Below are 22,693 nucleotides of genomic sequence, written 5' to 3' on the forward strand. Positions count from 1 at the left end.
CGTGGCGATCCCTCGGCAACTGCCCAACGCGATCACGATCGCGCGCATCCTGTGCGCCCCCGTCTTCCTCTGGCTGCTGCTGGTCGACGGGGGAGCGGACGGCGCTTTGCGCTGGTGGGCCGGCGTGCTCTTCATCGTCGCGATCGCGACGGACGGCATCGATGGGTACCTCGCCCGCAAGTACCGCATCGTCACGGATCTCGGAAAGCTGCTCGATCCGATCGCCGACAAGGTTCTGACCGGCCTGGCCTTCGTCGGGCTCTCGATGCTCGGCGAGCTTCCCTGGGCGGTCACCATCGTTGTGCTCGTGCGCGAGCTGGGCATCACCGTGCATCGGCTCATCGTCGCGGGCGATCACGTCGTCGCCGCGGCGTGGATGGGCAAGCTCAAGACCGTCGCACAGGCGATCGCACTGTCACTGGCCCTCCTGCCGCTGTGGACGATCGTCGGCGACTGGATCCACGTGGTCAACGGCATCGCGATGTGGATCGCCGTGCTGCTGACCGTCGCGAGCGGCATCGATTACGTCATCACCGCCGTCCGCGGCGCGCGACGGAGCGGAGTGGGATCGTGACGGCGCGCGAGCATGTCCACGACCTCCCGGATGATGTCGAGGCGACACTCGTCTCGCCGGGTCGGCGCACCGACGCTGAGCGCCTCATCGAGCGACTCGGCGAGCTGGGGTGGACGCTCGCCGTGGCCGAGTCGCTGACAGGCGGACTCGTGGTCGCCGAGCTCGTCGCGGTCTCGGGAGCGTCGTCGGTGGTGCGCGGCGGAGTCGTCGCCTATGCGACCGAGCTGAAGCAGCGGTTGCTCCACGTCGATGGCGCACTGCTCGAGGCGCATGGGGCGGTGCACCCGCGGGTCGCGCGTCAGATGGCCGAGGGTGCGCGCGCCGCGCTCGGGCCGGGCGATGCAGTGGCGGATGTCGGCATCGCCACGACCGGTATTGCGGGACCGGGCTCACCTGATGGACAGCCCGTCGGAACGGTGCACATCGCGGTGGCGACGGCGCTCGGTGTGCGGGTCGAGAGCCTGCACCTCGGGGGCGACCGTGCGCAGATCCGCGCGGAGGCCACCGCCCGGGCGATCCGGTTGGCGCTCGACGCGCTGTGACGGAATAGACGAGCGGCGATCGCGGTTCTTGTCATCGTGAGCAGCGCATGTCAACTCTCATCCGACCCACAGCAGGTGCGGGCTAGGGTGGCGTGCTGATGAGATACCGTTGTCCACCCGGGACAAGCCAGCACCACGACGAAGGAGGGGGTCCGAGATGATCTTGGTTCGACAGGAGATCGGCGATGTTCTGCGTGACCTCCGCCTGCAGAAGGGTCGCACGCTCCGGCAGGTGGCCAGCCGCGCCAGCGTCGCGCTCGGCTATCTGAGCGAGGTCGAGCGCGGTCAGAAGGAAGCATCGAGCGAGATCCTCGCCGCGGTGGCCGAAGCCCTCGACGTGCCGATCTCGAGCATCATGCGCGAAGTCGGCGACCGCATCTCCGTGCTGGAGGGGCTGCCGGTGCTCTCGGATGTCGTGCCCGACGACATCGCGGGTCTCGACAACGACCTCATCGCACCCGAGCTCTCGCTGCACTGAGCTTCGCGCGGTCCGATGCGTCGCAGTGAATTCGATCGCGCCGTCGAGGCGGAGTTCGCCGGCCGCGGTCCTGCTCTGATCGACGATCTCGCGCTGGGGCCGCTGGGCGACCGCACCGCGCGCCAGGCATTGGCCGACGGCGAGCCGCCTCGCGCCGTATGGCTCGCGTTGTGCGTCGAGGCCGACGTACCCGAGCCCCGACGTTACGGGGTCGGGCGGCTGGATCCGCGGGAACGCTGACGGTCCCACGTGCGGTCGCCGACGCCGTGCGTGTTCGATGCTGAACCGGATGTTGCGGCGTGTCGTCGAATATTCGTTCGAAACGGGCGTAGTGTCCTGCACAGGTGGTTCATCCCGTCGAGGATCCCCGGATACGGCCCGGTAGCCGACGAATGTCGGAGGCCCTCCGTACCGTGGACAGCGTCGAGAGACACACCATGCCTTGTCGCAGCATCCCGGCACCGAGCCGGGAGCGCGACAGCCTACAGGCGTCGGAAACGCGAGCATAAGGAGCACGCCATGCCATCACCCGCTGACCGCGAGAAGGCCCTCGAATCGGCCCTCGCCCAGATCGACCGTCAGTTCGGAAAGGGATCGGTCATGCGCCTCGGCTCCGACGAGCGCGCGCCCGTCGAGGTCGTGCCGACGGGGTCGATCGCCCTCGACGTCGCTCTCGGCATCGGAGGTCTCCCGCGTGGCCGCATCATCGAGATCTACGGACCCGAGTCATCGGGTAAGACGACGCTGACCCTGCACGCCATCGCCAACGCGCAGCGTGCGGGCGGTATTGCCGCGTTCATCGACGCCGAGCACGCGCTCGACCCGTCTTACGCTCAGAAGCTGGGCGTCGACATCGACGCGTTGCTGGTCTCGCAGCCCGACACAGGTGAACAGGCGCTCGAGATCGCCGACATGCTGATCCGCTCCGGGGCGATCGACCTCGTCGTCATCGACTCCGTCGCTGCGCTCGTTCCCGAGGCCGAGATCAAGGGCGAGATGGGCGACTCTCACGTCGGTCTGCAGGCACGCCTCATGTCGCAGGCGCTCCGCAAGCTGACCGGTGGCCTGAACCAGACCAAGACGACGGCCATCTTCATCAACCAGCTGCGCGAGAAGATCGGTGTCTTCTTCGGCTCGCCCGAGACGACCGCCGGCGGTAAGGCGTTGAAGTTCTACGCGTCGGTTCGCCTCGACATCCGCCGTATCGAGACGCTGAAGGACGGTACCGAAGCGGTCGGCAACCGCACGCGCGTCAAGGTCGTCAAGAACAAGATGGCGCCGCCGTTCAAGCAGGCCGAGTTCGACATCCTCTACGGCGTCGGGATCTCTCGCGAGGGCAGCCTGATCGACTTCGGTGTCGAGCACGGCATCGTCAAGAAGTCGGGCGCCTGGTACACGTACGACGGTGAGCAGCTCGGTCAGGGCAAGGAGAACGCCCGCAACTTCCTGATCAAGAACGCCGACATCGCCGCCGACATCGAGAACAAGATCAAGCAGAAGCTCGATATCGGTCAGCCCGCTGCCCCTGCTCCGGTCCAGGGCGACGACCTCGCGGCGCGCCGCCCGGCGTGAGCGCTACGGATCACGACGGGGGCGAGGCCGAGCGCCTCGCCCCCGTCATCCCGCTCTTCGGGCAAGCGGATGCCGCCCCGTCGGCGCCTCGCCCGCGAAGCGCGCGCGTCCCGGATGACGGCCAGAAGTGGCACACCACCTGGACCACCGAACCGCGAACAGCTGCTTCCCGTCCGTCGCCCGCGGTTCGACCGGCTCCCGTCGAGCCGGCAGCGGTGAGGTCCGCTGACGAAGCCCCCGCGGACGATGCCGCCGTGCGCGCGCGTGCCGAGCGCACGCTGCTCAAACGCCTGCGCGGCAGGTCGCTGTCCGTGCGCGAGGCTCGCGACGTCCTGCGCGAGGCGGAACTCGCCGAGGCTGACGCCGATGCCGTCATCGCCGCTTTCCTCGACAACGGCTATCTCGATGACAGTCGGCTGGCGGAGCAACTGCTCGACGGGGCGCTCGGGCGCAAGGCGCAGGGCGCCACCGCGATCGCGCAGACGCTGTCTCGTCGCGGCCTCGACCGTGAGGTCATCGATATCGCCATGGCCTCACTACCCGACGACGAGGGCGAGCGCGCGCTCGAGTTCGCTCGGCAGCGCGCGCGCGGGATGTCGGGGCTCGATCACGACGTCGCACTTCGGCGGTTGCACGGGCAACTCGCGCGCCGGGGCTTCCGCGGGTCCGTCGCGCTGGATGCAGCACGTCAGGCGCTCTCGGACCAAGACGGCTGACGGATCCGAACGATCACCGCCGCGCGTTCATTTGCGAGGGCGGTGACGTCGGCCTCTTCTCGGGCCTCGCTTCGCCCGCGACGGCTGCGCCGAGTTCTCGTCGTGTCGAGGCACCGACTTTCGCCCGCGCCTGGTACATGTGCGACTCCACCGTCCGCACGGACACGAAGAGGACCTCGGCGATCCTGCGGTTCGACAGGCCGTCCGCGACCAGGTGAGCGATTTCGCGCTCGCGTGCTGTCAGCAGCGCGGACGATGCGGGTTGCGAAGCCTCCGGGGTGACGTCGCGCCCCTCGCGAAGAGAAAGAGCCGCGCGGAGTCGCCGCAGCACTCCGGCAGACAGCTCGACGGCGCGCTCACCGTCCGCAGCGGCTGACTCCGCATCGCGCATGAGTGCGTGCCCACAGGGGGCCTCGACACGCCCGATGATTCCGCGCACCACCTCCAGCGTCTGCTCCACGTGGGGGTGACCGAGGACCGCGAGACGATGCACGTCGCGGATCTGGAGCATGACGGCATCCGTGACGCTGCTGAGCGCCCAGGCATCTGCGGCTTGAGCATGCGCCTCGCTGATCCGCCCCTCCGCTGCGGCGACGACCGACGAGGTCGCCGCGAAGGAATGCCGCAGCATCCGGCTCGCGGCGGACGTCACGTCGACGGAGCCGAGCAACTGCCGGGCCTCCCGCGGATGATCGAACAGCGCCAGGGCGTACGCCGTCTCGAGCTCGATCATCGCGAGCGATTCGCTGCCGAGGTGAGGGGCCCGCTCAGCGGCCGCCCGCAGCTCACGTCGCGCGGCGAGAGCTCGGCCGTTTCTGACCTCCACCAGGACCGCCGCGAGTGATGCCGCCGCGAGCGCGGGGCCGCCCGCTCGCACGGCCATGTCGCGTTCGAAAGCCAGACGCTCGACCGTCTCCCGGTCATCCGTTCCCGCGACGGTGTGGCACGCGAGATCGTACGACCGCGCCGCGAGCCGATCGAGGGTGTCCTCGAAGCTGGCCCCTGAGGTGAACAGGCGCGTCGCGCGGTCCAGGGCCTCTCGCATCGCCGCGGTCTCGCCGAGATAGGCGCGCGCCATGCCGGCGAGGAGCTCGACATCGACGCGGTCGCGGAAGAGAGACGTGGTCGGATCGCGACGGACGTGCTCGGTCAGGACCACGGCATCGCGCAGCCGCAGGTCGGCGACAGCCTCGCGTGATCGCACGAGGGCGTCGTCTGCGACGATGTGGCGGACGTCCGCCGCCCGCGCACCATCGGTGGGGCGCGCCGTGACGAGCGTCTGCGCACGCCGCCGTTCGTTCTCGGCGAGGTCGAGCACCGGCAGCACCGCGTGCCCGCCACCGAGGCCGGCCGCCGCCAGATGGTGCTCGCGCCTGATCGCGGGTGCATCGACGTCGCTCGTGATCCAGGCGGTGTAAGCGCCGGCGTCGGCTGCGTCGCCGGTGTCGTTCGCGTCCTGCGCCGCGCTGAGGATCACCCGCTCGACGAACCCCAGCGAGACGTCGTCGAGGTCGGAGGGACGCGCGACGGTACGCACCCAGCGGTCCGCGAGCAGCCGAGCGAGCGGGGTGCTCCACCAGCGCCCGTCGTCTCGGTGCAGCCGATCCAGCGCGTCGGAGATCACCGCCTCCGAGCGCTCCCTGCCGCACACGCGCTCCGCGGCGCGCGCCAGCACTCGGTTTGCGCTGAGCCGATGGCAGGCGCTGCCGTCGTCGTACACCAATCCGCACGCGCGCAGCTCGTTCACGACGGCGGCGGGCACGAGCCGCGTTGCGTCGGCGCGCGAGATGCCCGGGGCTCGGTCGATGAGGATGAGCGCCCGCAGCTGGTCGTCGTCGAGATCTCGGACGTGGGCGTGGAGGACGGCTGCGAGTGAGCCGTGAGACGCGCCGTCGGCGATAGCGACGAGCGGGTCGCGGCCCTCCGCCAGCGCGGCGAGACTGGCGTCGACGAGCGCCCGGAGCAGCAGCCGTGAGCCGTCGGCGGACCAGAGGATCGTGGCACGCGTCACGCTGTCGAACGGGTCGTCCGGCGCGAAGACGGAGAGCAGTCGGTCAGCGTCGCGGGGGGAGAGCCGGGGGAGCTCGATCCGATCGGCCGACCCCGACAGCCACAGGTCATGGATGACGTCGACGACCTCGTCCGTGCTGCTCGTGGGCAGGCGAGGCTCGGTCACCGCCATGAGCACGGTCGCTCGCCCCGAATGAACCGCTCGGAACAGCGCGGCGAGAGACACCGCGTCGAGCTCCTGCGCGTCGTCGACCACGACGATCGGGGGTGTTGTGGGCGACCCGCCGCCCAGAAGCGCGAGGGCGCGGGGGTCGGACACTGCCTCGAGGACATTGGCGTAGGTCCGACGGAGCACTGCTGAGGCTCGGACGACGATCGGATCTTCGCCCCGGTGCCGGAGCGCGTCGACGACGCGCGACCGGAGGAAGCTCTTGCCGGACCCGAGTGGCCCGCCCATGACGACCGACCGGCCATCGATGAGCGCATCGGCGACGGCATCCGGCAAAGTCTCGTCTCCGACGACGTCGTACCCCTGGTCATGTGCGCGTCGCGATTGCTCCGGGTTCTCCCACCGTGCCATGCCCAGCTCCTCTCCCCAGCGAGATCTGGCTTCCGGTCACAACCTACCCAGGCGACTCGAACGGGGCTATCGGTAGGCACGGTCCGGACTACTGAGGTTTCGCTGAGTGTCTACTGATTCGCGGACCTCATGGCTCATCGTCGTCGGTCAACGGGGCCGACGCTACGCATTTCACCACTGGAGCGCTGATCGATCGCTGTCGCGTCGCTTCCGCCACCCCTAGCGTCGCCTCGAACCACACCGGATCCGGCCGACACGAGGCCGGGCGACACGAGGGGGAATTCCGAACATGAACACTGCGACCACACCGGGGACGACCCGCCGCAAGGTCTTCGCCATCGCCGCCGGCGGGGCAGCGCTGGGGCTGGGCGTCACCGCCACACTGGCTGCCTGGACCGACACCGAATGGGTCTTCGGCGGCAACGGCGCCGGCGGACCCGGCGTCGGCACGTCGACGTTCTCGGTCGAGCAGAACACCGTCGCTCCCTTCACCACGGCGGGAGACTGGGTGAACGAGCCCGCCAACCCCGGCGGGGAAATCGTCTTCGGGCCGGATGCCCTCGATCTGACTCCGGGCGACACGGTGTACGCGGCCGTCGCGCTGCGCACAGCACCGGACTCGATCGCCGGCGATGTCGAGCTTCAGGCCGCGGTGCCGGGTGCGGGGATCACGACGAACGACGCGTCGGGTCTGCTCTTCGACGCGCTGAACGTGCGCGTCGCCACCGACACCGTCGCCTTCACGTGCGATGCCACCGCCTTCGCCGCGGGGGCGACGGCGACCCTCATCGCCGATGGCCCGCTCGCGACGACCGGCGGCAGCGCCAGCCAGTCGCTCGTCGCAGACGCCGGCAGCACCCAGGTGTACTGCTTCGAGATCTCGCTTCCCGATCCCCTGACGCTCGCACCGGGCACGACGATCGATGACTACATGGGGCTGACCGTCGCTCCCGCGTGGGAGTTCCAGGCGGAGTCCTGATCCCGATGCCGACGCACGTCACCACCGACGACGCTGCGGCGGCACGGGACGGCGGCGACATGGCCGAGTCGGGGGGAGCCCAGCCCGTCGGTTCTCCCCGGCTCGGCCGGATCCGCGATGTCGTGATCACGCTGATCGGCGTGATCGGCATCGTCACGATCGCGTGGCTTCTCGCCGCCTGGCTGTGGGGCCTCTCGATCGTCGTCTTCGTCACCGGCTCGATGTCGCCGACCATGCCCGTCGGAACGGCCGCGATCTCACAGCTGACGGATGCCGCCGACCTGCGCATCGGCGACGTCGTCACGGTGCCGCGCCCCGACACCGGACAGCCGGTGACGCACCGGATCGTCGCCATCGACGAGGGCGCGACGGCACCGGGCGAACGCGAGCTGACGCTGCAGGGCGATGACAACGACTTCGCCGACAGTCAGACCTATGTCATCGATGAGGCCCCTCGTGTGCTCGTCAGTGTGCCGGTGCTCGGCTCGATCGTGCTGTGGGCGCAGACACCGGCCGTGATGATCGTGGCCAGCGTCGCCATCGCCCTGGCGATCGCCTGGGCACTCTGGCCCACGCCGACGCGCGCCGTCCCCGACGCTCACCAGATGTGAACAAGGAGAACCACCCATGAAACGTGCATCGTCGCACGGTCATCGCGTCGCCGTCGTCTCGGCTGCCGCGGGCTCCGTCGCGCTCCTGATGACGGGGACGGTCCTGCTGGCGGGAGCCGCGAATGCGGCCCTCGTGGAGGTGCCCGAAACGGGCGCCCCCGGACGCCTCGTGCTCGCCGCCGACCCCTATCCCGCGGAGTTCCGCGATGTGAGCCCTGGCGAGACGCGAGCGTGGCAGGTGCAGGCACGACTGGAGGATGCGTCGACCGCGACTCTCGCGCTCGAGCTGCGGAAGGACGGCGACCTCGTCGCGCACCCGCGGGGCCTCGAGATCGGCGTGCAGTCCTGCGCCGAGGAGTGGACGGGGCTGCCCGATGCGCCGGTCTGCGCATCGGGTGCTGCGCCCGTGACAGTGGCGTCTCCTACGGACGACTACCGGTTCTCCAGCCCGACCTTCGACCTGCCCGACCTCGCTGCGGGGGAGCCGGTGAGCCTTCTGGTCACGATCGGGGTCGAGGACAGCGACGAAGCCCGCGCCGACACGACCCTGATGGGGCTGACCGGTGACGTCGGTCTCGTGCTGACGGCTGTCGCCATCGACGACGCCGTCCCGCCGCAACAGCAGCCCCCGGCTGCACCGACCCCCGGCTCTGGTCTGCCCGGGCTTCCGGCGACCGGTGGCGACCTGTCCGCTCTGGCCGCCGTTCTGGCGCTCGCCGGAGGATTCCTCGCCGCGGGCCTCGCCCTGCGCCTGCACCGCCGGGAGGCCCGCGCATGAAGACTCGAACCCGATCCGTAGTGGCTATCGCGGCGGTGGCCGTCGTCGGTGTGCCGATGACGGTGACGGCGACGACGGCCGCCTGGAACACGGCGGAGTGGGTACACGGAGAGGTCGGCACTTCCACGCTCGACTGCGCCGACGGCACAGGATTCGCCTCCGTCGCCTCCGGCCGCTTCTTGAGCGGTTCGCTCCTCGGGCTCGACCTGGATCCCCTCGCCGACCTCGAGCAGATGGTCCTCGCCCTCGACGGCGCGGGCGACGTCACGGTGTCACCGTCCAACGCGATCGACCTCGGCTCGGCACCGCCGGAATCGTACGTCTACGCCAACCCGTTCGACGTGACGGCTCTCAGCGCGATCAACGTCGACCTGACCGGCTTCACCGTCGGTCTGCCGGGAGCGGCGCTGGGCGCCGTGAACCAGTATGCGAGGGTGACCGCCGACGGTTCGGTGGCAGGTGCGTCCGGGCTCGTCAACGACTCCGGGGCCGTGCTCGTGTCGGACACGACGCCCCCGGCATCCCTGCCCGCACGTGCGCGCGTCGGGCTGAGCGGCATCCTCCCGGCCGTCACCGGGATCGCCGACGCCAACCTCGAGGTCGGCGCGGTCGCGGCCAGCTCGCAGGTCGACGGGTGCGCGTTGCTGCGCGATCAGCTGTGGGGAGAGACGGCGCCCGCGAGCGCCGTCGTGCGGGATTACGGCATCGCCGGGCTCGGACTGCAGCTCGACGCCCCGGTCGTCCAGAGCCTCGTGAGCACGACCACCACCGCCGTGAACACGCTCGGCGGCGTGGTCGGTCAGCTGACCGGGCCGGGCGGGCTCATCGGCTCGTCCATCGGCGCCGGGGTCGACGCCGGGCTGCCCGGCATCCTCACCACGAGGGTCGGTGGGAACGTTTCGATCACCGGACTCGACCTCCTGGGGTCGGTCGCCACGCTGCTGAACACGCCTCTCACCGACGGGGTCGTCACGATCGACCTGCAGGCGGGCACGATCGACGTCGACCTCGACGCCCTTCTGCCCTCCCTCAACAATGCGGCGCCGAACACCGAGATCGTCCTCAACGACGCCGTGCTGAACCCGATCGTGGATCGCGCCGGCGTCCTGCTCGACAACTGGTCGTCGCAGATCGTCGCTGCGCTCACCGCGGAGCTCCGTGAGGCGACGGTCACGGTCGCGCTCGAAGCCGTCGTGGCTGCGCCGGGCATCGGCATCCTTCCCGGCCTGAATGTGCTCACGGCTGACATCGGGTTCGTCGGCCCGCTCGGAGCCCTGCTGGACGGGACCGCGGTGCTGACGATCGGCGCGAATGCCGTCGGCACGGGCGCCGCCGTCGACGCACTGCTCACAGCGCTGGGCCTGCCCAACGTTTCGCAGCTGTTGAGCACGGTTAGGCAACTGGGCTCCAGCCTGGTCTCGACCCTGGCGAACACGCTGACGACCACGATCACCGGGGCGCTCACGACCCTCGGCGGCACGCTCGCGACGGCGGTGACCGCAGTCATCACGGCGCTCGGCTCCGTGGTCGACGCTCTGCCGTCGGTGGTATCGCTGATGGTCAATGTCCAGCCCGATCAGCCGAACGCGCCGCCGGACGCGACGTTCACGGCGGCGTCGGGTGAGTCGACCGCCGAGTACAAGGTCGCTGCCCTGCGGCTCGGACTGGCGGACGGCCTCGGCGGTATCGCGGTCGCGACGTTCGCCACGGCGTCGGCGGGTCCGGTCACCGCGCCCTGACGGTTCCCATCACCGATCGTGGGGTCGGCCTTCGCGGGTCGACCCCACGAGCACGCTCGTAGAATGAGGGAATCATGTCGACTCCCTCGAGCGCACCCACCCTCATCGCGCCGTCGCTCGCGGCGCGCACCGCCGACGGCCGCCCGCGCACGTACGAGGTGCGCACCTTCGGCTGCCAGATGAACGTCCACGACTCCGAGCGCCTGTCGGGTTCGCTCGAGAGCGCCGGATACCTCCCGGCTGATCCCGGCACCGAGGCCGACGTCATCGTCATCAACACCTGCGCGGTGCGCGACAACGCGGCCGGCAAGCTCTACGGCACCCTCGGGCACCTGAAGTCGCGCAAAGACAAGCACGACGGTATGCAGATCGCCGTCGGCGGATGCCTCGCGCAGATGGACCAGGCGGCCGTCCAGCAGAAGGCGCCGTGGGTCGACGTCGTCTTCGGGACGCACAACATGGGGGCCCTCCCGGGCCTGCTCGAGCGAGCGCGGCACAACGGCGAGGCCGAGCTCGAGATCCTCGAATCGCTCGAGACCTTCCCCTCGACTCTCCCGACGAAGCGCGACTCGGTCTACAGCGGCTGGGTGTCGATCTCGGTCGGATGCAACAACACGTGCACGTTCTGCATCGTGCCGCACCTTCGCGGCAAGGAGAAGGACCGCCGTCCCGGCGACATCCTGAACGAGATCCGTCTGCTGGTCGACGACGGGGCGATCGAGGTCACCCTCCTCGGCCAGAACGTGAACAGCTACGGTGTCGAGTTCGGCGACCGACAGGCGTTCGGCAAGCTCCTGCGCGCAGCGGGGGAGATCCCCGGCCTCGAGCGCATCCGTTTCACGAGTCCGCATCCGGCGGCGTTCACCGACGACGTCATCGACGCCATGGCCGAGACGCCGGCGGTCATGCCGCAGCTGCACATGCCGCTGCAATCGGGCTCCGACAGCATCCTGAAGGCGATGCGCCGGTCGTACCGCAGCTCGAAGTTCCTCGGCATCCTCGACCGCGTCCGCGAGCGCATCCCGCACGCGGCGATCTCGACCGACATCATCGTCGGGTTCCCCGGCGAGACCGACGCCGATTTCGAAGACACCCTGCGGGTGGTCGAGCAGTCCCGGTTCGCGAGCGCATTCACCTTCCAGTACTCGATCCGCGAGGGCACACCCGCCGCGACGATGCCCGACCAGGTGCCCAAGGCCGTCGTGCAGGAGCGCTACGAGCGCCTCGTCGCGCTGCAGGACCGTATCGCGCTGGAGGAGAACCAGAAGCAGCTCGGCCGCGAGGTCCAGGTGCTGGTCTCGTCGGCCGAAGGCAAGAAGGGTGCCGAGACGCACCGGCTCACGGGGCGCGCAGAAGACAACCGCCTCGTGCACTTCGAGGTGCCGGCGGGCTCCGATACCCCGCGACCGGGGGATGTCGTGACGGTGACGGTGACGCACGCAGCCCCCTTCCACCTGCTGGCCGACAGCACGGACGGCTCGCCGCTGCGCGTGCGCCGTACCCGAGCCGGCGACGCGTGGGACCGTTCGCTGGCCGAGTCGTGCGGCGTGCCGGCTCCGGCCTCGTCGGATGGCGGTCCGCGCTCCGTCTCGCTGGGGCTGCCGTCCCTGCGCGTCGGCGTGTGACGACGGGTTCGGGCCCGGGCACCGGCGGCAGCGAGCCTGCCGAAGCGCCGATCCTGTGGGCCGTCGTCGGGGCGACGGGCACCGGCAAAACGGGTCTCTCCCTCGACCTCGCCGCAGCGCTCGCCGCACGCGGCCGCCCGGCCGAGGTCGTCAACGTCGACGCGATGCAGCTGTACCGCGGCATGGACATCGGGACGGCGAAGCTCCCCGAGACCGAGCGCCGCGGCATCCCGCACCACCTGTTCGATGCGCTCGCCGTCACCGAGGAGGCCGCGGTCGCGTGGTACCAGGAAGTCGCGCGCCACACGATCGCGGCGATCCACGGCCGAGGAGCCGACGCGATCCTCGTCGGCGGTTCCGGGCTGTATGCGTCGAGCGTCCTGTTCGACTTCCGCTTCCCGCCGCGCGACGAGCGGTTGCGCGCGGCTCTCGAGGACGAACTCGAGCGACACGGTGCCGGACATCTGTTCGCGCGCCTGCGCGCGGCCGACCCGGAGGCGGCCGAACGCATCGACTCGCGGAACGGCCGCCGCATCGTGCGCGCGCTCGAGGTGCTGGCATCGGGTGGACGGACGCACGGCGGAGCCCTGCCCGAGGCGCCGGTGCTCTGGATGCCGCGGACGCGGATCATCGGCACGACGGTACCGCGGGACGAGCTCGTCCCGTTGCTCGACGTGCGCGTGGAACGGATGTGGGCTGCCGGGCTGCTCGACGAGGTCGAGGCGCTGCGTCGGCAGGGCCTCGAACGCGGTGTGACGGCGGGTCGGGCGATCGGCTACGCGCAGGCACTCGCGCAGCTGCGCGGCGACCTGAGCGAGGACGAGGCCATCGCCGAGACGCAGGCCCTCACGCGGCGCTATGCGCGCCGGCAGGTCTCGTGGTTCAAGCGCTATGACAACGTGCGGAGGGTCGACGCCCGCGAGGTCGACGCGGCGTCCCTCATCGGGGCGGTGGCCGGACCGGGCGAGGCAGTGCCCCGGTCGGAACGGGAGGAACAGTGAGCATCACCGTGCGCGCATTCGCGCTCGCCGATGAAGAAGCCGTCATCCGGCTCTGGCACGAGGCCGGTCTCACCCGTCCCTGGAACGACCCGCGTGCCGACATCAGGCGGAAACTCACCCTGCAGCCCGAACTCTTCCTCGTGGCCGTCGATCAGCCTGTCGACGGGACGGCTGAAGCCGTCGTCGGCACCGTGATGGCCGGCTACGACGGACACCGCGGCTGGCTCTACTACCTCGCCTCGGCTCGGTCTCACCGGGGGCTCGGCATCGGGCGCCTGCTCGTCACCGAGTCCGAGCGCCTGCTCGAGGCCATGGGGTGTCCGAAGGTGCAGCTCATGGTGCGGCCTGAGAACGAGGCGGTGCGCGGCTTCTACGACGAGCTCGGCTACGAGCCGTTCACCGTGTGGTCCGCGGGCAAGCGCCTCGTCGTCGATGGCCCGGGCGGCCCCGCCTAAGCTGGGCTCATGGCGACTCTCGCGTTCACCAAGGGGCACGGCACCGGCAACGACTTCGTGATCCTGGCCGACCCGGACGGCGACCTCGACCTGAGCGACGCGCAGATCGCAGCGCTCTGCGATCGCCATGTCGGCATCGGCGCCGACGGGCTGCTGCGAGTCGTCCGCTCGGCCGCGATCCCCGAGGGGGCGGATGCCGCTGCCGCCGGCGCTGAGTGGTTCATGGACTACCGCAACGCCGACGGCTCGAAGGCCGAGATGTGCGGCAACGGAACGCGGGTCTTCGCGCGCTACCTCGCCGACGCCGGCCTCGCCTCGATCGATGCCGGCCTCCGCATCGGCACGCGTGCCGGAGTGAAGACGATCACCCGGGTCGACAACGGCTTCGAGGTCGACCTCGGAACCTGGCGGGCCGAAGACGGCGACGTTCTCGTCCGCGCACGCGGGCTCGGCGTCGCCCGCCCCGGGCAGGGGATCGACGTCGGCAACCCCCACGTCGTCGTGGCGCTCGCCGGGGAGGATGAACTCGAGGGCGTCGACCTGACGGTACAGCCCACCCTCGAGCCTCGTCCGTCCGCCGGCGCGAACGTCGAGTTCGTCGTTCCGGCCGAGCCGCTCGTTCAGAACGGTGTCGGGGCCATCCGGATGCGCGTCCACGAGCGCGGCGTGGGAGAGACCCTGTCGTGCGGCACCGGGGTCGCGGCATCCGCTCTGGCCGTGCGTCACTGGGCCGGGGCTGCGGCACCCGACCGCTGGACCGTCGACGTGCCGGGCGGAACGCTGGGCGTGCGCATCGTGCGGCAGGCCGATGGCGAGCACGTGCTGCTCTCGGGCCCCGCGACGCTGGTCTTCTCGGGGCAGGTCACCCTCGCCGACTGATCCGAGCGCCGCGGCATCCGGACGTCCGGCCGCCGGTCAGGGCAGTTCGATCGCGCCCGTCGGGGGAGTGCCGTGCCGGCGCACCCGAAGCACGCGGAAACCGCGTCCGGTCGCGGCGCGCGAGACGCCGTAGCCGTCGTCGAACGTCGCGGCCAGCCAGCGCTGGAGGGAATCCGAACCGAGGTTGCGCTGCACGACGAGCCACGCGTCGCTTCGTTCAGCCAGACGGGGTATCCAGCGCTGCAGCATCCCGTGGAGCTCGTTCTTGCCCACGCGGATCGGCGGGTTGGAGCGGATGGTCCGGAATACGACGTCGTCGGGAACATCGTCGGGCAGGACGGCGTTGACGTTACCGAGTCCCAGATCAGCGGCGTTGCGTCGCACCAGGTCGAGAGCCCGTTCGTTGACATCGACGGCCCACACCGTGGCGTGAGGCGACTCCAGAGCCAGCGACAGCGAGATCGGCCCCCAGCCGCAGCCGAGGTCGAGGAAATCCCCACCGGACGGTGCCGGCGGAGTATTGGCCAGAAGAACCCCTGTACCCGAATCCACGTGGTCAGGGCTGAACACCCCGCCCGCGGTCGTGACCTCGACGGCGTGACCCGCGAGGGTCACGCGGATACGGCGGAGGTTCTGTTCGCTGGACGGGGACGCGCTGAAGTAATGATCGCTCCCCATGCATCCGAGCGTATCGGAGCCGGACGTACCGGCGGGAGACTAGAATTCACGGATGCCCGGGCACGGGCATCCCGGGAAGAGAGTTATGACGCATATCACCACCCCCGACGGCGACGGCGACATCGCGGTGGACCCGGTCGATCGCGTGCTCGCGAGCGCGGAGACGCGCTCGTCGATCCGCGTCTTCGGCGGCGCGCAGGCGCTGCAGGATGAGTCGACGGTGTCGTACGGAGACACCGACGGCGACCAGTGGGATCGCGAGGAGCGCGCGGCGCTGCGCCGTGTCCCCGGTCTGTCCACAGAGCTCGAGGACGTCACCGAGGTCGAGTACCGACAGCTGCGACTCGAGAACGTCGTGCTCGTCGGCGTGTATCCCCAGGGGTCGCACGAGGACGCGGAGAACTCGCTGCGCGAGCTCGCGGCCCTGGCCGAGACCGCCGGTGCGGTCGTGCTCGACGGCGTTCTGCAGCGGCGACCGCATCCTGACCCCGCCACCTACATCGGACGCGGCAAGGCAGCCGAGCTGCGCGACCTCGTCGCCGCCGTCGGTGCCGACACCGTGATCGCCGACACCGAGCTGGCACCGAGCCAGCGGCGCGCCCTGGAGGATGTCGCGAAGGTCAAGGTCATCGACCGCACCACGGTCATCCTCGACATCTTCAGCCAGCACGCCAAGAGTCGTGAGGGCAAGGCCCAGGTCGAGCTCGCACAGCTCGAGTACCTCCTGCCGCGTCTGCGCGGATGGGGCGAGTCGATGAGCCGCCAGGCCGGTGGCCAGGTCGGCGCGGGCGGTGCGGGCATGGGCTCGCGCGGTCCCGGTGAGACGAAGATCGAGCTCGATCGGCGCCGCATCCGCACCCGCATGGCGCAGCTGCGCAAGCAGATCCGCGAGTTCGCGCCGTCGCGCGAGGCGAAGCGCGCCGAGCGTCGGCGCAACACGATCCCCTCGGTGGCGATCGCCGGTTACACCAACGCCGGCAAGTCGAGTCTGCTGAACCGGCTGACGAGCGCGGGTGTCCTGGTCGAGAACGCTCTGTTCGCGACGCTGGATGCCACGGTGCGTCGGGCCGAGGCCGCCGACGGGCGCGTGTTCACGCTCACCGACACCGTCGGCTTCGTCCGCAATCTCCCGCACCAGCTCGTCGAGGCGTTCCGGTCCACGCTCGAGGAGGTCTCGGGCGCGGACGTCATCGTCCACGTCGTCGACGGCTCGCATCCCGACCCCGCCGCGCAGCTCGCGACCGTCCGCGACGTGATGGGCGACGTGGGCGCTCGCGCCACCCGCGAGCTCGTCGTCTTCAACAAGGCCGACCTCGTCGACGACGATGCGCGGCTGCTGCTGCGCGGGCTCGAGCCGACGGCCCACTTCGTGTCGTCGCGCACGGGTGAGGGCATCGACGAGTTGCGCGCCGCGATCGAGGATGCGCTGCCGCTGCCGGCGGTGGAGGTGCGCGCTCTCGTGCCGTACGACCGTGGCGACCTGATCTCGGCCGTGCACGAGAGCGGCCACATCGTCGCCACCTCGCACGAGGAGGACGGCACGGCCGTGCACGCGCACGTCTCCGAGCGTCTCGCGGCTGAGCTCGCGCCCTACGCCGTCTGAGCCCGCGGTCGGCGATACACCTGCAGGCTCGGCGGTGCTGGTGAGGCCTTCCGCATCCGCGGCCTGACAGGCGTATCAGCGCCAGGCGGTCGCCGGGCTCAGTCGAGCTCGATCGGCGCGACGCCGGGCGTGTCGAAACCGAACACCTGACCGAGGAACGCCAGCTCGCTCTCCAGAGCGTTCACGATCGTCTCGGTCCGTCGGAACCCGTGCCCCTCGCCCGCGTACAGGACATAGGCGTGGGGCACGCCCTGCGCGACGAGTGCGTCGCGGATGGCCTCGGCCTGCGCCGGCGGCACGACCGCGTCCTCGTCGCCCTGGAGAAGCAGCAGCGGCACGCGGAACCCCTCGGCGTGGCTCAGCGGCGAGCGCTCGATGTACACGTGCTCCGCTTCGGGAAGGGGACCGATCAGGCCGTCGAGGTAGCGCGCCTCGAAGTCGTGGGTCTCGGCCGCGAGGGCGCGGGCATCGCCGACGCCGTAGCGCGAGACGCCCGCGCCGAACACGTCCGTGCCGACGAGCGCCGCCAACACGGTCCAGCCACCGGCCGACCCGCCCTCGATCGCGAGCCGTGACGCATCGGCGAGTCCGTCGGCGGCGAGGCCGCGTGCCGCCGCCGCGACGTCATCGACGTCGACGACGCCCCACTGGCCCTTCAGCCGTTCACGGTACGACCGGCCGTACCCGGTCGACCCGCCGTAGTTCACGTCGAGCACACCGATGCCTCGGCTGGTGAAGTAGGCCGCCTTGGCGTCGGCGGTGCCGCCCACGTGCGACGTCGGCCCGCCGTGCACCCAGACGAGGTACGGCGGCAGCTCGTCGGTCGGCGCCGTGACATCGGGGTTCGTCGGCGGATAGGCGAAGGCGTGCACCGGGCCGTGGGGACCCTCGGTGGTGATCTGACGGGCATGGGGGATCCATGCCTCGTCGATATCGGGGGTACCGCCGCGCACCGCTGTCGTCTCGCCGCTGTCGAGATCGACCAGCCAGAGCCCGCTCGCCCCGGGCATGGCGCCGCTCACGAGGGCGCGGCTGCCGCGGACGTCCTCGATCTGCAGTCGAGCGGTGGCGGGGAAGGGGAGAGGGATCGCGCCGCCGTCGCGGTCGACGATCACGAGCTGGTCCGAGCCGTGCGTGCGGACGGCCACGACGCGGCCGTCGTCGAGCGGCGCGTACCACCGGGTGCCGAGGACCCACAGGCCACCACCCGTGTCGGCGTCGGCGGGGGAGACCGCGACGGGTGCCGCGCCGGTCGCGGGGTCGACGCGATGGAGGTTCCAGCGCCCCGTCGGCTCGTCGAGCAGCAACAGCTGGCCGTCGGATGTCCATTCCGGCTGCAGCGCGGCCGTGCTGCCGCCGGCCACCTCGCGGACACGATCCGGGGCGTCGAGCTCGATGACACGGATGCGGGTGCGGTCCCAGGGCATGTCCGGGTGATCCCACGCCACCCACGCGAGCTGTGATCCGTCGGGTGACAGTGCCGGCTGAGCCACAAAGTCGCTGCCCCCGGCGAGCTCCGTCACTCCCGCTTCGTCGCCGCTCGCGGCGTTCTCATCGCTGCTCGCGCCGTCGATCCGCACGATGTGTCGTTCGGGAGTGCGCCCCGGGCGCTCGCGCTCGCGCACCGCGAGAAGCGCGCCGTGCTGCCAGCGGAGACCGCCGTAGTGGGTGCCGCTCTCCTCTGGGGTGAGCGCCTCGGGCTCGCCGCCCGGGCGGAGGCGTCGAATGCGCTGGTCCGACTTGTCGACGAAGAACAGCTCGCCGTCGTCGGACGCCGTCCAGGCGCCGCCGCCATACTCGTGCACACGCGATCGCGCGTTCCCGGGCGCGGGGAGGACGACCTCCACAGAATCGTCGCGGCGGCGGCGCATGACGGCGACGCGACCGGCCTCATCGGGAAGGGATTCGCCCCACCAGATCTCATCCCCGACAAAGCGCGCGCCGTCGAGGCGCAACGAGGACGCGCTGGCCCACGAGGCGGTCAGGGGGGAGGGCCAAGAACCGTACGGGAGTTGCTGCTGCGACATACCGTCACGCTACGCGAGCGGATCCGGGTCGTGCCGGACGACGGGAGGGGATGCCGCCGAGTCGCGGCATCCCCTCCCGCAGTTCCGTCGGTGCGGCGAGGTCAGACCGTGCGGAGGACGGCGACGACCTTGCCGAGGATGGTGGCGTCATCGCCGAGGATCGGCTCGAACGCCGAGTTGCGGGGGAGGAGCCAGGTGTGGCCGTCGCGCTGACGGAGCGTCTTGACGGTGGCCTCGCCGTCGAGCATGGCCGCGACGATCTCGCCGTTGTCGGCGGTCGCCTGTGCCCGCACGACGACCCAGTCGCCGTCGCAGATGGCGGCGTCGATCATGGAGTCGCCGACGACCTTGAGCATGAACAGCTCGCCCTTGCCGACGAGCTGACGCGGCAGGGGGAAGATCTCCTCGACCTGCTGGTCGGCGGTGATCGGGACGCCCGCCGCGATGCGGCCCACGAGCGGCACGAGGGCGGCGTCGCCGAGGGCGGGCGCGGCGTCGGCGGGGTTCTCGCCGGCCGTGCCGGGGAGGTCGATGAGGACCTCCATCGCGCGGGTCTTGCCGGGGTCGCGGCGGAGGTATCCGCTCAGCTCGAGCTGGTTCAGCTGGTGGGTGACGCTCGACAGCGACTTGAGGCCGACGGCGTCGCCGATCTCGCGCATGCTCGGCGGGTAGCCGTTGCGGGCGATCGCGTGCTGGATCACCTCGAGGATCGCGAGCTGCTTATCGCTCAGATTCTTGCGTCGTCGCGTCTGCGGCTTCTCGCTCATACCGCCGGTCTCCTGTCGTCGCGCCCCGTCCCCGACCCGATGTCGGAGGTTCATGGTGGGCTCTCGCTGTCGAAAAGGTAGCCCGATCCGACAGCGACATCACGGAACGCTCCGCGTGTCTCTTCGATCGGTCTCCGATTTCGGTGGGTGGTTGACACCACACAATATCGAAGATACGTTCGGAACCGAAGTTCGCACCCGTCTCTCCCGGCCGAGAGGCGGGAGCGAATCTTCCTACCGCTCCCGAGGAGATGTCATGACCACGATCGATGCCCGCTTCGCACCGGCCCCCCGCACCCGTCTGCGCCTGACGCGCCGTGGACGCCGCGTCATCGCAGCGATCGCCGCGCTTCCCGCCGTCGTCGCCGTCACCGCTGCCGTGCTCTCCGGCGGGGGAGCACTCGCGTCCAACGAGGCGGGCGCGCCCGAGGGGTCGTTCACGACGGTGACCGTCATGTCGGGCGAATCGCTCTGGTCGATCGCTGAAGAGGTGGCGCCGGCCGCCGACCCCCGTGACGTCGTCGACGCCATCATCCGGCTGAACGCCCTCGGCTCTGGTCAGCTCGAGGCAGGCCAGACACTCGCCATCCCCGCCGAGTACGACGCCGCGAGCTGAAGCCCGCCGTCTTCGGCGCAGAAGCTGGGGTGCGGCCACGCCGGACTCGGACGCGGCCTAGCATGGGTGGGATGAGCCCGAGTCTGGATGATCTGCCCCTCAGAGACGATCTGCGAGGCCTCACCCCGTACGGCGCCCCGCAGGCGCCGCTTCCGGTCGCGCTGAACGTCAACGAGAACACGCATCCCGTTCCCGAAGAGGTCGCAGACGACATCCTGGATGCCGTCGCCCGTGCCCTGCGCGACGTCAACCGCTATCCCGACCGCGAGTTCACGCACCTCCGCGAGTCCTTCGCCGAGTACCTCGGTCACGGCCTCACCCCCGATCGCATCTGGGCCGCGAACGGATCGAACGAGGTGCTGCAGCACCTGCTCCAGGCCTTCGGCGGCCCGGGGCGCACCGCCATGGGCTTCGGCCCCACGTACTCGATGTACCCGCTGCTGACGCGAGCCACCGGCGCGCAGTACGTCGCGGGCACGCGCGGCCCCGACTTCACGCTCGACCCGGCCTCCGCCGCGGCACAAGTCTCCGAACTACGCCCCGACGTCGTCTTCCTCTGCGCGCCCAACAACCCGACCGGCACGCCGCTCGGTCTCGACGTCATCGAGGCGGTGTACGACGCCACCGACGGAATCGTGATCGTCGACGAGGCCTATCAGGAGTTCGCGCCGCGCGAGAGCCCCTCCGCGCTGACGCTGCTCGGCGAGCGGGAGCGCCTGGTCGTCTCGCGCACGATGAGCAAGGCGTTCGCCTTCGCCGGTGCGCGCGTCGGCTATCTCGCCGCCGACGCGACCCTCATCGACGCTCTGCGTCTTGTCCGCCTGCCGTACCACCTCAGCGCCCTCACGCAGGCGGCCGCGACAGCCGCGCTGTCGCACTCGTCGACGATGCTCCGGATGGTGGACGAGATCGTCGCGCAGCGCGATCGGATGTCGGCGACGCTCGATGCCCTCGGGTACCACGCCTACGAGAGCTGGACGAACTTCGTCCTGTTCGACGGGGTCGACGACCCGCGCGCCACCTGGCAGGCGCTCTACGATCGCGGCATCCTCGTCCGCGACGTCGGCATCCCGCACAGCCTGCGCGTCAGTGCCGGTACGGAAGACGAGACGACCGCGTTCCTCGAAGCACTGGCGTCGATAGACTCGGAGGCATGACCAGCCCCCGAACGGCCAGCATCCGTCGTGCCACGAGCGAGTCGAGTGTCGAACTCGAGCTCGACCTCGACGGGACCGGGATCAGCACGATCGAGACGACCGTGCCGTTCTTCGATCATCTGCTGACGGCGTTCGCGAAGCACTCGCTCACCGACCTGACTGTACGCGCGACGGGCGACACGCACATCGACGCGCACCACACGGTCGAGGATGTGGCGATCGTGCTCGGGCAGGCGCTGCGCTCTGCGCTGGGCGACAAGTCGGGCATATCCCGCTACGGCGATGCGCTCGTGCCCCTCGACGAGGCGCTCGCGCAGGCTGTCGTCGACATCTCCGGGCGTCCCTACCTCGTGCACACGGGAGAGCCCGAGGGATACGAGTACCACCTCATCGGCGGGCACTTCACGGGGTCGCTCGTGCGGCACACGTTCGAGGCGATCGCGTTCAACGCGGGCCTGACGATGCACGTCCGCGTGCTCGGCGGACGCGACCCGCACCACATCGCCGAGGCGGAGTACAAGGCCTTCGCCCGTGCCTTCCGGCAGGCCAAGGCGCTCGATCCGCTCGTGCACGGCATCCCCAGCACGAAGGGCGCCCTATGACCGAGGGTGACACGACCGGACGCGCGCCGCTCGTCGCCGTCCTCGATTATGGCTCGGGCAACATCCACTCGGCCGTCAAGGCCCTCTCCGCCGCGGGTGCGGACGCCCGACTGACGTCCGATCGTGGTCTCATCCGCGATGCGGACGGTCTTCTGGTTCCCGGCGTCGGTGCGTTCAGTGCGGTCATGGCCGCCCTGCGCGAGAGCCGCGGCGACGAGATCATCGAGCGGCGCCTGGCCGGGGGGCGCCCGGTGCTGGGCATCTGCGTCGGCATGCAGATCATGTTTGGCAACGGCGTCGAGCGCGGCGATGACACCGAGGGCCTCGGGCAGTGGCCGGGCACCGTCACCGAGCTGCAGGCACCCGTGCTGCCCCACATGGGCTGGAACACCGTGCGCGCGGGCGCAGGGTCGACGCTGTTCAACGGTCTGGAGGACGAGCGCTTCTACTTCGTGCACTCGTACGGTGCCCAGGACTGGAGCCTCGAGGTCATGAAGCCCTTCGCCGAGCCCGTGCTGACCTGGTGCGACTACGGCGCGCCCTTCCTCGCGGCCGTCGAGAACGGGCCGCTCTCGGCGACGCAGTTCCACCCCGAGAAGTCGGGGGCCGCCGGCATCCGTCTCCTCGCCAATTGGATCGGTGCCCTACCGCGCCACTAGTCTCCCTCTGGTGCGCTCGCGTGGACGAGCGTGCATCCCGACCCA

At 70.4% G+C, this 22,693-nt stretch carries 23 protein-coding genes; 19 read left to right on the top strand and 4 right to left on the bottom strand.

What is annotated here, in order from left to right:
• Position 1: 1 nt before the first annotated feature.
• The 6 genes from pgsA to VC184_RS04800 all read left to right on the top strand — a co-directional run bounded on the left by pgsA (position 2) and on the right by VC184_RS04800 (position 3,882).
• On the top strand, positions 2 to 574 hold the full coding sequence (gene pgsA / locus VC184_RS04775; protein ID WP_112613749.1) for a CDP-diacylglycerol--glycerol-3-phosphate 3-phosphatidyltransferase: 573 nt from the start codon (positions 2 to 4) through the stop codon (positions 572 to 574).
• Positions 571 to 1,116: a CinA family protein gene (locus VC184_RS04780; protein WP_114587978.1), complete on the top strand. Its 546-nt coding sequence runs from the start codon at positions 571 to 573 to the stop codon at positions 1,114 to 1,116. Before pgsA ends, VC184_RS04780 begins: the two co-directional genes overlap by 4 nt.
• Before the next feature lie 157 nt (positions 1,117 to 1,273).
• Complete coding sequence (locus VC184_RS04785) at positions 1,274 to 1,594, top strand: helix-turn-helix domain-containing protein (protein WP_112613753.1); 321 nt, start codon at positions 1,274 to 1,276, stop codon at positions 1,592 to 1,594.
• A 15-nt stretch (positions 1,595 to 1,609) separates the two neighbouring features.
• Positions 1,610 to 1,834, top strand: a complete 225-nt coding sequence (locus tag VC184_RS04790; protein ID WP_112613755.1) for a DUF3046 domain-containing protein — start codon at positions 1,610 to 1,612, stop codon at positions 1,832 to 1,834.
• 279 nt (positions 1,835 to 2,113) lie between these two features.
• Positions 2,114 to 3,166: a recombinase RecA gene (recA, locus tag VC184_RS04795; RefSeq protein WP_274177548.1), complete on the top strand. Its 1,053-nt coding sequence runs from the start codon at positions 2,114 to 2,116 to the stop codon at positions 3,164 to 3,166.
• Between the two features lie 215 nt (positions 3,167 to 3,381).
• A complete protein-coding gene (locus tag VC184_RS04800; RefSeq protein ID WP_323987431.1) occupies positions 3,382 to 3,882 on the top strand; it encodes a regulatory protein RecX in 501 nt (166 codons plus the stop codon).
• A 13-nt stretch (positions 3,883 to 3,895) separates the two neighbouring features.
• Here VC184_RS04800 and VC184_RS04805 read toward each other — a convergent pair whose 3' ends face one another.
• A complete protein-coding gene (locus tag VC184_RS04805) occupies positions 3,896 to 6,472 on the bottom strand; it encodes a LuxR C-terminal-related transcriptional regulator (RefSeq protein ID WP_323987432.1) in 2,577 nt (858 codons plus the stop codon).
• A gap of 289 nt (positions 6,473 to 6,761) precedes the next feature.
• On the opposite strand from VC184_RS04805, the gene VC184_RS04810 reads away from it, so the two are divergent.
• The 8 genes from VC184_RS04810 to dapF all read left to right on the top strand — a co-directional run bounded on the left by VC184_RS04810 (position 6,762) and on the right by dapF (position 14,539).
• Positions 6,762 to 7,451, top strand: a complete 690-nt coding sequence (locus tag VC184_RS04810) for a SipW-dependent-type signal peptide-containing protein (protein ID WP_323987433.1) — start codon at positions 6,762 to 6,764, stop codon at positions 7,449 to 7,451.
• 5 nt (positions 7,452 to 7,456) lie between these two features.
• Positions 7,457 to 8,062, top strand: coding sequence for a signal peptidase I (locus tag VC184_RS04815; RefSeq protein ID WP_323987434.1), 606 nt, complete (start codon positions 7,457 to 7,459; stop codon positions 8,060 to 8,062).
• A 16-nt stretch (positions 8,063 to 8,078) separates the two neighbouring features.
• Positions 8,079 to 8,840, top strand: coding sequence for a hypothetical protein (locus tag VC184_RS04820; protein WP_323987436.1), 762 nt, complete (start codon positions 8,079 to 8,081; stop codon positions 8,838 to 8,840).
• Positions 8,837 to 10,579: a choice-of-anchor G family protein gene (locus tag VC184_RS04825; RefSeq protein ID WP_323987437.1), complete on the top strand. Its 1,743-nt coding sequence runs from the start codon at positions 8,837 to 8,839 to the stop codon at positions 10,577 to 10,579. Before VC184_RS04820 ends, VC184_RS04825 begins: the two co-directional genes overlap by 4 nt.
• A 74-nt stretch (positions 10,580 to 10,653) precedes the next feature.
• Positions 10,654 to 12,204, top strand: a complete 1,551-nt coding sequence (miaB, locus tag VC184_RS04830; RefSeq protein WP_323987438.1) for a tRNA (N6-isopentenyl adenosine(37)-C2)-methylthiotransferase MiaB — start codon at positions 10,654 to 10,656, stop codon at positions 12,202 to 12,204.
• The gene (gene miaA / locus VC184_RS04835; protein WP_323987439.1) at positions 12,201 to 13,205 is read left to right on the top strand and encodes a tRNA (adenosine(37)-N6)-dimethylallyltransferase MiaA; all 1,005 of its coding nucleotides are present in this window, start codon (positions 12,201 to 12,203) and stop codon (positions 13,203 to 13,205) included. The genes miaB and miaA overlap by 4 nt, the downstream gene beginning before the upstream one ends.
• Positions 13,202 to 13,660 carry a GNAT family acetyltransferase gene (locus tag VC184_RS04840; protein ID WP_282502295.1) on the top strand — a complete coding sequence of 153 codons (459 nt, stop codon included), beginning with the start codon at positions 13,202 to 13,204 and terminating at the stop codon, positions 13,658 to 13,660. The genes miaA and VC184_RS04840 overlap by 4 nt, the downstream gene beginning before the upstream one ends.
• A 9-nt stretch (positions 13,661 to 13,669) precedes the next feature.
• Positions 13,670 to 14,539, top strand: a complete 870-nt coding sequence (dapF, locus tag VC184_RS04845; RefSeq protein ID WP_323987440.1) for a diaminopimelate epimerase — start codon at positions 13,670 to 13,672, stop codon at positions 14,537 to 14,539.
• A 36-nt stretch (positions 14,540 to 14,575) separates the two neighbouring features.
• On the opposite strand, the gene VC184_RS04850 is transcribed toward dapF, so the two are convergent.
• Entirely contained in the window at positions 14,576 to 15,217 is a 642-nt protein-coding gene (locus VC184_RS04850; RefSeq protein WP_274177559.1) for a class I SAM-dependent methyltransferase, read from the bottom strand.
• Positions 15,218 to 15,491: 274 nt separating this feature from the next.
• On the opposite strand from VC184_RS04850, the gene hflX reads away from it, so the two are divergent.
• Complete coding sequence (gene hflX, locus VC184_RS04855) at positions 15,492 to 16,820, top strand: GTPase HflX (RefSeq protein WP_378718968.1); 1,329 nt, start codon at positions 15,492 to 15,494, stop codon at positions 16,818 to 16,820.
• A 98-nt stretch (positions 16,821 to 16,918) separates the two neighbouring features.
• On the opposite strand, the gene VC184_RS04860 is transcribed toward hflX, so the two are convergent.
• Positions 16,919 to 18,847, bottom strand: a complete 1,929-nt coding sequence (locus VC184_RS04860) for a prolyl oligopeptidase family serine peptidase (protein ID WP_323987441.1) — start codon at positions 18,845 to 18,847, stop codon at positions 16,919 to 16,921.
• Between the two features lie 101 nt (positions 18,848 to 18,948).
• On the bottom strand, positions 18,949 to 19,614 hold the full coding sequence (lexA, locus tag VC184_RS04865) for a transcriptional repressor LexA (RefSeq protein ID WP_112613785.1): 666 nt from the start codon (positions 19,612 to 19,614) through the stop codon (positions 18,949 to 18,951).
• Positions 19,615 to 19,870: 256 nt separating this feature from the next.
• Between lexA and VC184_RS04870 the strand changes: the two genes are divergently transcribed.
• The 4 genes from VC184_RS04870 (at position 19,871) to hisH (ending at position 22,648) form a co-directional block, all read left to right on the top strand.
• Entirely contained in the window at positions 19,871 to 20,230 is a 360-nt protein-coding gene (locus VC184_RS04870) for a LysM peptidoglycan-binding domain-containing protein (RefSeq protein WP_112613787.1), read from the top strand.
• Between the two features lie 71 nt (positions 20,231 to 20,301).
• On the top strand, positions 20,302 to 21,387 hold the full coding sequence (locus VC184_RS04875; protein WP_112613789.1) for a histidinol-phosphate transaminase: 1,086 nt from the start codon (positions 20,302 to 20,304) through the stop codon (positions 21,385 to 21,387).
• Positions 21,384 to 21,989 (top strand): imidazoleglycerol-phosphate dehydratase HisB, encoded by a 606-nt coding sequence (gene hisB, locus VC184_RS04880; RefSeq protein WP_114587968.1) that lies wholly within the window; start codon positions 21,384 to 21,386, stop codon positions 21,987 to 21,989. Before VC184_RS04875 ends, hisB begins: the two co-directional genes overlap by 4 nt.
• Complete coding sequence (gene hisH, locus VC184_RS04885) at positions 21,986 to 22,648, top strand: imidazole glycerol phosphate synthase subunit HisH (RefSeq protein ID WP_274177563.1); 663 nt, start codon at positions 21,986 to 21,988, stop codon at positions 22,646 to 22,648. Before hisB ends, hisH begins: the two co-directional genes overlap by 4 nt.
• Positions 22,649 to 22,693: the final 45 nt, after the last annotated feature.

The sequence above is a fragment of the Microbacterium plantarum genome, assembly GCF_035231185.1.
Lineage (GTDB): Bacteria > Actinomycetota > Actinomycetes > Actinomycetales > Microbacteriaceae > Microbacterium > Microbacterium plantarum.

Bases quoted from the DNA above. Each gene is read 5' to 3' on its own strand.
- VC184_RS04785 (WP_112613753.1), top strand. From the start codon at position 1,274: ATGATCTTGGTTCGACAGGAGATCGGCGATGTTCTGCGTGACCTCCGC.
- VC184_RS04790 (WP_112613755.1), top strand. From the start codon at position 1,610: ATGCGTCGCAGTGAATTCGATCGCGCCGTCGAGGCGGAGTTCGCCGGC.
- recA (WP_274177548.1), top strand. From the start codon at position 2,114: ATGCCATCACCCGCTGACCGCGAGAAGGCCCTCGAATCGGCCCTCGCC.
- VC184_RS04805 (WP_323987432.1), bottom strand. From the start codon at position 6,472: ATGGCACGGTGGGAGAACCCGGAGCAATCGCGACGCGCACATGACCAG.
- VC184_RS04810 (WP_323987433.1), top strand. From the start codon at position 6,762: ATGAACACTGCGACCACACCGGGGACGACCCGCCGCAAGGTCTTCGCC.
- VC184_RS04815 (WP_323987434.1), top strand. From the start codon at position 7,457: ATGCCGACGCACGTCACCACCGACGACGCTGCGGCGGCACGGGACGGC.
- VC184_RS04820 (WP_323987436.1), top strand. From the start codon at position 8,079: ATGAAACGTGCATCGTCGCACGGTCATCGCGTCGCCGTCGTCTCGGCT.
- VC184_RS04825 (WP_323987437.1), top strand. From the start codon at position 8,837: ATGAAGACTCGAACCCGATCCGTAGTGGCTATCGCGGCGGTGGCCGTC.
- miaB (WP_323987438.1), top strand. From the start codon at position 10,654: ATGTCGACTCCCTCGAGCGCACCCACCCTCATCGCGCCGTCGCTCGCG.
- dapF (WP_323987440.1), top strand. From the start codon at position 13,670: ATGGCGACTCTCGCGTTCACCAAGGGGCACGGCACCGGCAACGACTTC.
- VC184_RS04850 (WP_274177559.1), bottom strand. From the start codon at position 15,217: ATGGGGAGCGATCATTACTTCAGCGCGTCCCCGTCCAGCGAACAGAAC.
- VC184_RS04860 (WP_323987441.1), bottom strand. From the start codon at position 18,847: ATGTCGCAGCAGCAACTCCCGTACGGTTCTTGGCCCTCCCCCCTGACC.
- lexA (WP_112613785.1), bottom strand. From the start codon at position 19,614: ATGAGCGAGAAGCCGCAGACGCGACGACGCAAGAATCTGAGCGATAAG.
- VC184_RS04870 (WP_112613787.1), top strand. From the start codon at position 19,871: ATGACCACGATCGATGCCCGCTTCGCACCGGCCCCCCGCACCCGTCTG.
- VC184_RS04875 (WP_112613789.1), top strand. From the start codon at position 20,302: ATGAGCCCGAGTCTGGATGATCTGCCCCTCAGAGACGATCTGCGAGGC.
- hisB (WP_114587968.1), top strand. From the start codon at position 21,384: ATGACCAGCCCCCGAACGGCCAGCATCCGTCGTGCCACGAGCGAGTCG.
- hisH (WP_274177563.1), top strand. From the start codon at position 21,986: ATGACCGAGGGTGACACGACCGGACGCGCGCCGCTCGTCGCCGTCCTC.